The organism is Methyloceanibacter sp. (genome assembly GCF_051306395.1).
GTDB lineage: Bacteria > Pseudomonadota > Alphaproteobacteria > Rhizobiales > Methyloligellaceae > Methyloceanibacter.
Genome location: NZ_JBPPND010000242.1, coordinates 1 through 8169 on the forward strand (window position 1 = coordinate 1; position 8169 = coordinate 8169).

General features: G+C 64.8%; 8 protein-coding genes and 1 pseudogene. 3 read left to right on the plus strand and 6 right to left on the minus strand.

All coding sequences use genetic code 11. The features are described from left to right. A partial coding sequence (locus tag ACSLE4_RS12855) for a glycosyltransferase family 4 protein (protein WP_435904838.1) occupies positions 1–1098 on the minus strand: 1098 nt, incomplete at its 3' end. A 200-nt stretch (positions 1099–1298) separates the two neighbouring features. Between ACSLE4_RS12855 and ACSLE4_RS12860 the strand changes: the two genes are divergently transcribed. Both ACSLE4_RS12860 and ACSLE4_RS12865 read left to right on the plus strand, forming a co-directional pair. Continuing rightward, on the plus strand, positions 1299–1604 hold the full coding sequence (locus ACSLE4_RS12860) for a hypothetical protein (RefSeq protein ID WP_435904839.1): 306 nt from the start codon (positions 1299–1301) through the stop codon (positions 1602–1604). Positions 1605–1691: 87 nt separating this feature from the next. After that, positions 1692–2417: a hypothetical protein gene (locus ACSLE4_RS12865; RefSeq protein WP_435904840.1), complete on the plus strand. Its 726-nt coding sequence runs from the start codon at positions 1692–1694 to the stop codon at positions 2415–2417. Positions 2418–2420: 3 nt separating this feature from the next. Here ACSLE4_RS12865 and ACSLE4_RS12870 read toward each other — a convergent pair whose 3' ends face one another. Then, complete coding sequence (locus ACSLE4_RS12870; RefSeq protein ID WP_435904841.1) at positions 2421–4856, minus strand: tetratricopeptide repeat protein; 2436 nt, start codon at positions 4854–4856, stop codon at positions 2421–2423. Positions 4857–5020: 164 nt separating this feature from the next. Between ACSLE4_RS12870 and ACSLE4_RS12875 the strand changes: the two genes are divergently transcribed. Next, a complete protein-coding gene (locus ACSLE4_RS12875) occupies positions 5021–5335 on the plus strand; it encodes a hypothetical protein (protein ID WP_435904842.1) in 315 nt (104 codons plus the stop codon). 56 nt (positions 5336–5391) lie between these two features. Here the strand turns inward: ACSLE4_RS12875 and ACSLE4_RS12880 are convergent, their stop codons facing one another. The 4 genes and pseudogenes from ACSLE4_RS12880 to ACSLE4_RS12895 form a co-directional block, all read right to left on the minus strand. Then, on the minus strand, positions 5392–5811 hold the full coding sequence (locus ACSLE4_RS12880; protein WP_435904843.1) for a hypothetical protein: 420 nt from the start codon (positions 5809–5811) through the stop codon (positions 5392–5394). Between the two features lie 10 nt (positions 5812–5821). Next, positions 5822–6247 carry a hypothetical protein gene (locus ACSLE4_RS12885; protein ID WP_435904844.1) on the minus strand — a complete coding sequence of 142 codons (426 nt, stop codon included), beginning with the start codon at positions 6245–6247 and terminating at the stop codon, positions 5822–5824. A 165-nt stretch (positions 6248–6412) separates the two neighbouring features. Further along, complete coding sequence (locus ACSLE4_RS12890) at positions 6413–7564, minus strand: hypothetical protein (RefSeq protein ID WP_435904845.1); 1152 nt, start codon at positions 7562–7564, stop codon at positions 6413–6415. Positions 7565–7761: 197 nt separating this feature from the next. Continuing rightward, positions 7762–8169, minus strand: a pseudogene (locus ACSLE4_RS12895) (hypothetical protein); the annotation flags it as partial.

Genomic DNA, 8169 nt, shown 5'->3' on the forward strand with positions numbered 1-8169 from the left:
CTCGGTCTCCTGGCCGATGGCACGGGACGTAAACTTCGTCTCGGTGTGGTGGCGGGCCGCCTTGCGGAAGCGCTCGCGCACGCTCGCGTCTTCGGCGAGACGCAGCATCGCTTTTGCCGGCGCGTCCGCATCGTCCACCGGCACGAGAATGCCGGTCTCGTCGGGACCAGCGATCTCCCGGCAGCCGGGCACGTCGGTCGCCACCATGGCGCGGCCGCAGGCGGCCGCCTCCAGCAGGCTCTTGGGCAGTCCTTCGCCCCCGCGCGAGGGCTGCACGGCGAAATGGGCTTGCTCCCAGACCTCACGCACGTCCGACACATGACCGAGCCAGACGATGCCATAGAGGCTCGCAAACTCGCGCAGCTGCTCGGGCACGAGCGAGCCCGGGTTCTCCGGATCGCAGTCGCCGGCGAGCAGCAGGCGGAGCTTCGAGCCGCCTTGGGTCGCGCGCCGGTAGGCCTCGATGAGGGTCATGACGCCTTTGTGCTGAAGCATGCGCCCGACAAAGGCGGCGGTGACCGGCGGGGGCGGTTCGGGGAGCGCCCGGTACTTCTCGATGTCGACCCCGGAGCCAGCAATGATGACGATCTGGTCAGAGGATACGCCGAGATCGTGCACGAAGTCGCGGTCTTGCGGGTTCTGCACGACGGTGCAGCTCTGCGACCGCCGCAACAAGCGCCCGAGCGCGAACTCGACCACTTTGCGGGTGAACGTGCTCGACCCGCTGCCATCCACGAATAGCGCCCCGAGGCCGGTCAGACTGTTGACCACCGCCGTCTCGCCGAACCCCAGGCTTGCGATGCTGCCGAGCAGGACTGGCTTGAGCGCGACGTTGTGGACGATGTCCGGTCTCAAGTCGCCGTAGAGCGTTCTGAGCTGGCGCACGGCGGCGAAGCTGTCGCGCAAAGAGAGGCTGCCGCGGCTCCAGGCGAGCGGGTGGGGCACGAAGCCTTCGGCCTCAATCCCGGCCAGGCCGTCCTTGATCCGCGCCGCCACATGGACCTCGAACCCGGCCGCCTTGGCGGCGCGCGCCATGGGCAGGCGATGCGACAGAAAGTACCAGTCTTCGGTGACGACGTAGAGGATGCGCGGGGTCATGACGGATCGCTTTTATCCGGTGACGGTCCCCGCCGCAATTTTTGGCGCGTCTTCAAGGCCTCTTGGGTGAAAGGCAGGGTGTTGCGATCAGGCAACGCCTCTTTGGCTGCACGGGGAGAACGCCGATCCACGTCTGGCATAGAGCGGCAAATCACGCTAGGATTGCGCCAATTGACCGAAAACGCGGCTTAGAGGGAACAATGAGAACACGCGCTCTTGTCCTAGCGCTTTGCGGCGCCGCCAGTCTGGCTTTGCTGCCGGCGGGCGCGCAGGCGTTCGAGATTCAAGGCGAGGATGCGGAACTGCCGCAGAGCCCTGCCGAGGCGCTCGGCCTGAACCCGGTCTATACGCTGCCGCAGTTCGAGGGCAGCTCGCTGGCCATGCCTTATGCGAGCAGCCCGAGCGACTCAGGCTTCGTGTCGGACTACGGCAACTCGATCGCGATTCCGGCCCCGGGGCTCAGTCAGCCGGTTCCGGCTTGGCAGTCGAGCCCGTTCTTCCGCTAGGCCTTACTGCTTCCGTAACTTGCCGGGCGCCGCGCTGCTTGCGCGCGTAGCTTGCCGCATGCGTGCGCCCGTGTAACACCCCAAGCCATGCACGACTTGATGGCGCTCCAGCACTGGCTTCATCAGGGCATGGCGCGCGGGCTCGGCGACGTGGCCGGAGGCAATCCCTGGGCCATCATCGCGGCGATGGGCGCGGCCATGGTGTTCGGCGTGGTGCACGCGCTGATGCCGGGGCACGGCAAGACCGTGCTGTTCTCCTATCACCTTGGACAGAAAGGCAGCCTCGCCTCCAGCATCGCCAATGGGGCGATCCTGGCGCTGACGCATGTCGGCATTGCCATTGTGCTGGTTCTTGCGGGTTTCGCGGTCATCAGCAAGGCGTTTGCATATGGCGGGCGCACACCGCAATTCGAGACGGCGAGCGGCGCGCTGATCGTCCTGATCGGCGCGTTCCTGTTGTGGCGGGCGAGCGCTCATGCCCACGATCACGGCGGCGGGGCTGGCGACGGTCGCGCGCTTGCCTTCGTCACGGGGCTCGTGCCGTGCCCGCTCACGACCTTCATTTTGAGCTATGCCCTCGCCCGCGGCCTTCTCGCGGCGGGGCTTGCGGTGACTGCGGCTATGGCGACTGGCATGGTCGTGACCATCGCTGCCGTGGCCGTGATCGCCATGTTGTCCCGCGAACGTCTCCTCGGGTTCTTCGCCCGCACGGAAGGGCTGCGCGCAACCTTTGGGCGGGTTTTGGAGATCGGCAGCGCGATCTTGGTTCTATTGTTCGGCGTCTGGGTGCTCGTTGGCGCGCAAGCCGCGTGACGCCTATCGGCCAAGCTCTTCCTTGAGCGTTGCGATCAGCCGTTTGAGATCCTCGTTCTCCGGCTCGATCGCCGCGAGCTGTTCCGCGTAGCGCAGCGCGGCGGCGGGATCGCCGGCCGCGCGGGAGAAGTTGATCAGCGCCAGCAAGGTCTCGCGATCGCCTGAATGGCGCTTCAGGCTGTCCTCCAACACCGCAATAGCCTCGGCGCGCTTGCCGATCGATTCGAGCCCGACCGCATAGACATAGGCATAGCGGGCGCGGCCCGGCTCCAACGCCGCGGCCATGCGTAATTCTTCGGCAGCCTCGTCAGGCTTCTTGAGACGCACCAGCGCCAGGCCGAGTGCGTAGTGCAACCCGCCATCGTCCGGCGAGACCTCGAGCGCCTCGCGCAGAACGGCAACGCCGTCTTGATCGCGGCCGCTCTGCCGGTAGAGATCGGCGAGATTGACGGCGGCCGGCGCGAAATGCGGGCTCAGGCGCAGCGCCGCTCGGTATTCCGCTTCTGCCTTCGTCAGGTCGCCCGCCCGCGCGTAGTAGCGTGCGAGCAGCGCGCGCGCTTCGGGACGGTCGGCGTTCAGGGTTTGCGCCGCGACGAACTCCTCCTCCGCTTTCGCGAGCCGCGTCCGGTCCCGGTCGGAGAGGCCTTGGCTGGGCGTGCCGGCGAGCAGCAACGCGGTCTGAATGCGGACGCCGCGCACAGGATCGTCGAGGAGCGGCGCGATTAGGGGCCAGAGTTGGCTGGGCGGCACCGTCTCCAAATGATCGAGCGCGGCGAGACGCACCAGCGGATCGGGGTCGGCGAGCCCCTCGCGCACCAAGGTTGCGGTTTCCCTGGACGGATAGGCGGCGAGTTCCTGAAGTGCGCTGGCGCGGGCGAAGGCCGGCGTGCCCTCGTGGGCAGCCACGCCTGCGAGAAGCGTTGCCGCGTCCGGGGCACCGGACCAGGCCGCATGGAATGCCGGACCGAAGTCTTGGGAGCCTTTACGCTCGGGGCCGTACCACTCCTCGATGGCCGCGGCGGCCCACCCCGACGACTTGCCGGTGTGACAATCGGTGCAGGCATTGTCCACGCCGAGGCTTTCGGACAGGCCCGGGCGCGGCACGCGGAAGGCATGGTCGTGGCGCACGTCTATGGCCATGAACTTCCGCGCGGGCATGTGGCAGGCGACGCAAGTCGGTGCGTCCGCGCCCTCGTGATGCGTATGGGACACCTCCGCATAGCTGCCGGCGTGGCATTGCAGGCAGACTTGATCGCCTTTGGCGCGGAGCTTGGCGCTGTGCGGATCGTGGCAGTCACTGCAGGTGACGCCCCGTTCGAACATCTTGGACTGCTTGAACGAGCCATAATTGTAGACCTCGTCGAGCATCTGCCCGTCCGGCTGGTAGAGCCCGCGTGCGATGAGCGAAACCTGATGGCTGTCCGACAGCGGCCTGCCCGGCACGAAAGCTTCGGAGATGATGCCGCGCCGCGCATGGCAGCGCCCGCACATCTCGACTTCTTTGCGCAATCGGGCCGGCTTGGTGCTGCGCTGGGGCTGGCCCATTGGTCCATCGCGCGTCCAGGTGACGCCGCTCCGCTCATCGAAGCGCGCCAGCAGGCCCATCGCGTTGTCGTCCTTGCCGAACGGCGACCATGTTTTCGCCCAAGCCACATGGGCCGAGCCTTCGCCGTGACAGGCCTCGCAGCCGATGCTGATCTCCTTCCAGGTCGTGTGGAAGCGGTCTGTCTTCGGATCGTAGTTCTTGGCGACGCCGGTCGAATGGCACTCGGCGCACATGAAGTTCCAGTTCTGGTTCAGCTTGGTCCAGTGGAGCGGATCGTCGTGGCCGACATGTTCGTCCGGATAAAGGTGGAACCAGCGCTGGCCGCCCTCCTCCTTGGTCCGGCTGTCCCAGGCAATGGTGAGTGCTTGAACGCGCCCGTCCGGAAACTCGATGAGATATTGCTGCAAGGGCTCGAGCCCGAACGTGTATTTGACCTCGAACGTGTCCGGCGTCCCGTCCGGACCGTCGGTCTCCACATAGAACTTGCCGTCCTTTTTGAAGAAGCGCGACGTCGTGCCGTAATAGTCGAAGGTGGCGTCGTCGAAATCGCCGAACACGGTCTCGTCGTTCGCGTGCGCCATGGCGTGGGCATGCTGCGAGGGGCTCCACAGGGTGCCTTGGTCCTGGTGACAGGAGATGCAGGTGTCGGTGCCGACGAATGCGAGCTTCTCGGGTTGGAGATCGACGGCCTTGGACGGCCCGCGCGCGAGATAGTCGAGACCGAGCCCCGCCGCGACGACGACGACGGCCGCGAGCCCTGCGGCGATCCACAACCGGAGCCTGTGGCGCGGAGCCGGCGCGGCGTTGGCCTCGCGCTCGGGCGCCTTGGGCTGGGCGGCACGCGGCTTCGAAGCTTTTGCACGCGGCGACGATTTGGATCTGCGGCGGACCACCGTCTCTCTCAAGCTTCTAGCGGGGCTGGCAGGGAAGCGCGAAGGCGCCGGCAAGTCCACACCCCACAACCGTCGCGCTGTCGCCTTGATTGGGCCCTGTCTGGAACCATGGATCAGCATGGTCGTTTAGGCACTGCCGAATCCAAATCAGAGGGGGACCGTCAATGCGTGACATCCGCGAAGATCTGCAAGAGCGCATCAATTTCCTTAGCAACCAGATGAGTTCCGCGCGCGCTCAGTTCGATCGAGAGGTCGAACAGATCGAGAGGGAGCATGACAGCAGACTCAAGGGTTTGAAGGCCGACCTTGAGGCCGTGAATACGCTCATCGGCGCCGAAACGAAGCGGCTCGGCAACACGCCGGAAGCGCCCAAAGCGCAGCCGCAACCGCAGGCCCCGAAGGCCGAACAGCCGAAGCCTCCCAAGGCCCGGCCCCGACTGCCTTTAGCCGATTTGATCGGGCTGCAACGCGCCAGCTAAGTCCCTGGAACGGCGGGCAAGTTGAAGACCTGCCCGCCGATTTTGGTCGTGTCCGCTTAGAGATCGTCCACACAGTCACCGACCAGGGCGAGCGTTGCGTCCCCGGTTGTGATGCCCGCGTGCAACTTGCCGGTCTTCATGGAGATGGCCGCACTGAAAGACCGAGGCGAAACCTCGTTTCGGCCGATACCGTGCAACAGAACGAGATCGCCCGCTTCCACCATCTCTTTGATATCGATGTCTGTAGGGTCTTCCCCCAGATCGTCCGAGGTCATGACTTTTTTGTCGAAGTCGAGTTTGAGCACGGGCGGGAGATTGACATCGTCGTTGGTGACGCGCTTGCAGCCCTCCACATCGACACACTCAAAGATATCGGTGAAGGCGCACATAAAGGTGCCGCTGGCCGCCGAAACCGACGCCGGCGCGGCGAACAGGCAGAGGAGCCCAAGGCCCGCTTTCGAAATCACAGATCGCATGGTTTGGCTCCTATCGTGCAACGGCGTAACCGCGGCCTTCAAGGCAAAGCGCCCCGGCCCGGAGGTAGCTATTGTAAAGTTCGGCGAGTCGGCGCTTGTCGGCGGACGTGGTCGCCCCGCCAAACGCGCCCGATCCCCAGCGAGGATCCGCGCCGCCGGTCGCGATGTCCATCTTCCCCGCGACCTCGAAGATCGCCCTGGTTCTAACGCCGGCCTGTTGCGCCGCGAAAATGGCCGACGGATCGAAGCCGCTTTGCGCGATGGCCCATTCGTTACAAGCCGCGCGGTCCTTGTTCTCCTGTTCCGGCGTCACGCCTTCCTTGTAGATCAACAAGGCCCGGCCACTTCCCAACTGGGCCTGCACGTAAGACGCGGCTGCCCCGACCGCCAAGACGGCGACCACGCAGCAACACAACAGATGACTCCATCGCTTCATCGAGTTTCCTCCCTTGGTGAGCCTAGAGATACTTAGCTCAAAAACCGAAGGTGGCCCAGCGCGGGGCCGCCTTATGTTCGTCTAGTTCCCCTGTTGGTGACCTTGGCGTTGCCCCGGCCTAGACCTGGGACGTACGGCCGCTCCTCAGCGAGACAATCGCGCCCGCTACCAGCGGAAGGAAAGCTCGGCGATGGGCCCATGCAGCACGGCGTCGATGCCGCGCGCACCCTTGGCCGTCTGCTCCTCGTATTTCAGCCACAGGGCCTTGTAGCCGAGAGTCGTCGTGGTTTCGTAGCCGAGCAGCGTGCCCTCGTAATTGTAGGCGAGCACCGCTTGCCAGCTCAGGCCGTCATCGACATTAAAACCACCGAAATCGCCCATGGCGGTGATGGACCGGCCGTCGCCCAGCTCGTGCGTCATGCGCAAGGCAATGACGGGATCGATCCAGTCCATGTCGCCGGTGCTGACGAAGGCGAAATTGTCGTTGAATTCTTTATTGTTCAGGTTCAGCGCGCGCTGCAGGAGACCGAGGCGCAACTTGTCGAGAGCCTCGAGCGCGGCGATGGCCTCACCGCGGTTGTCGACCCGATTCAGCCTGTTCTCCAGCCGCGCCACGCGCCGAGCGAGGCCCTTATTCTTGGCGCGGACAATCCGCTTCTCCAAGATATCTGCGCGCAAGGCATTGAACTCCGCCAGGGCCTCCAGGCGCTCTTCCTGGTTTTCGATGCGGTTGATGCTGTTCTCGATGCGGTCGAGAAGCCTGCCGAGGCGTAGCCTGGCGCTCGCATCGATCTTGGCTTTGACTGTCAGGTCCATTTCGACGTAGCGCGCGCCGGCGCCAAGCTCGATCTTGGTGTCGTTGCCTTTTGGGCCGGCGAAGTTGGCGACCTCGTAAAAGGCGTCGGCTTGATAGACCCCGAAGTCCAGTTTGGACCCGATGCGGCCGTCCCCCTTCAGCTGGAGCGCAGGGATCGGTTCGGCCTCGGCTGCGAAGTCCTCGTCCAAGCCAAACTCGGCGTAGACAACGTCGGCAAAGAAGGAAAAGCGGCCGCGTCTTGCCTCGAAGTTGGCCATGACGATGGGGCCGTCCAGCGCATCGATGAGATCGATAGGATCGGCATAGACGTTGAAGCGCTCGCCCCGCGCGGTGGCGTCGCCTTCCAGCCACAGGACCCAACCATAGAGGCCGCTGTCGAAGGTCCAGGCCGAAGGAGGCGGGCCCGGCTCGGCGAGGTCACCTCCAGCCTCCGCCGCAAGCGGAAAGCTGACGGCAAGCGCACAAGCGCAGAGCACGCCAAACCAAGTCTCGCGCCTCATCCTCGGATCCCTTACGCCCCTCGTTGTAGCCGCAAGGATAATCCGGGAGCCGTGGCTGTGCTTGCCATTTCATGCCACGTCATGCCACGGCGCGGCGATCTCCCGGGCACATGTTGCGCGGACGCAACAGTCCATTGCGGGCGAAAAAAGGGGCGCCCGTGGAGGCGCCCCTTTTGCGTCGTGTCTGCAGCGATGCTTTAGGGTTGGAAGCGCCCGAAGCCGTGTTTCTTGAGCCAGGCCTTGATCGCCATCTCGCCCTCCGGGATGACGTCGTAAAGCGGCGGGTTGTTCGACAAGAAGCCCACCTTGAACTGAGGCGGATATTCGAAGAGTACCTTCATATAATCCCCCGCAGCGGCACCGAGCGGCACGGCCATGGGAATGTGGCGGATGCCGATCGAGACGTCCTCTTGCGGGTTCGTATAGAGATTGAAGACGACGCCGCCTCCGGTGTCCGTGAAGATCGAGCCGGAGAAGCCGCCGATATTGCCTTTCTGAACGATGCCGTTTTCGATCTCGCCGGTGACCACACCCTTGAACTCATCGATGCGGATCGCCGCGTAGTACTGGTTCAGGGTGTAGATGCGGCTGCGGCGCGTCGACAA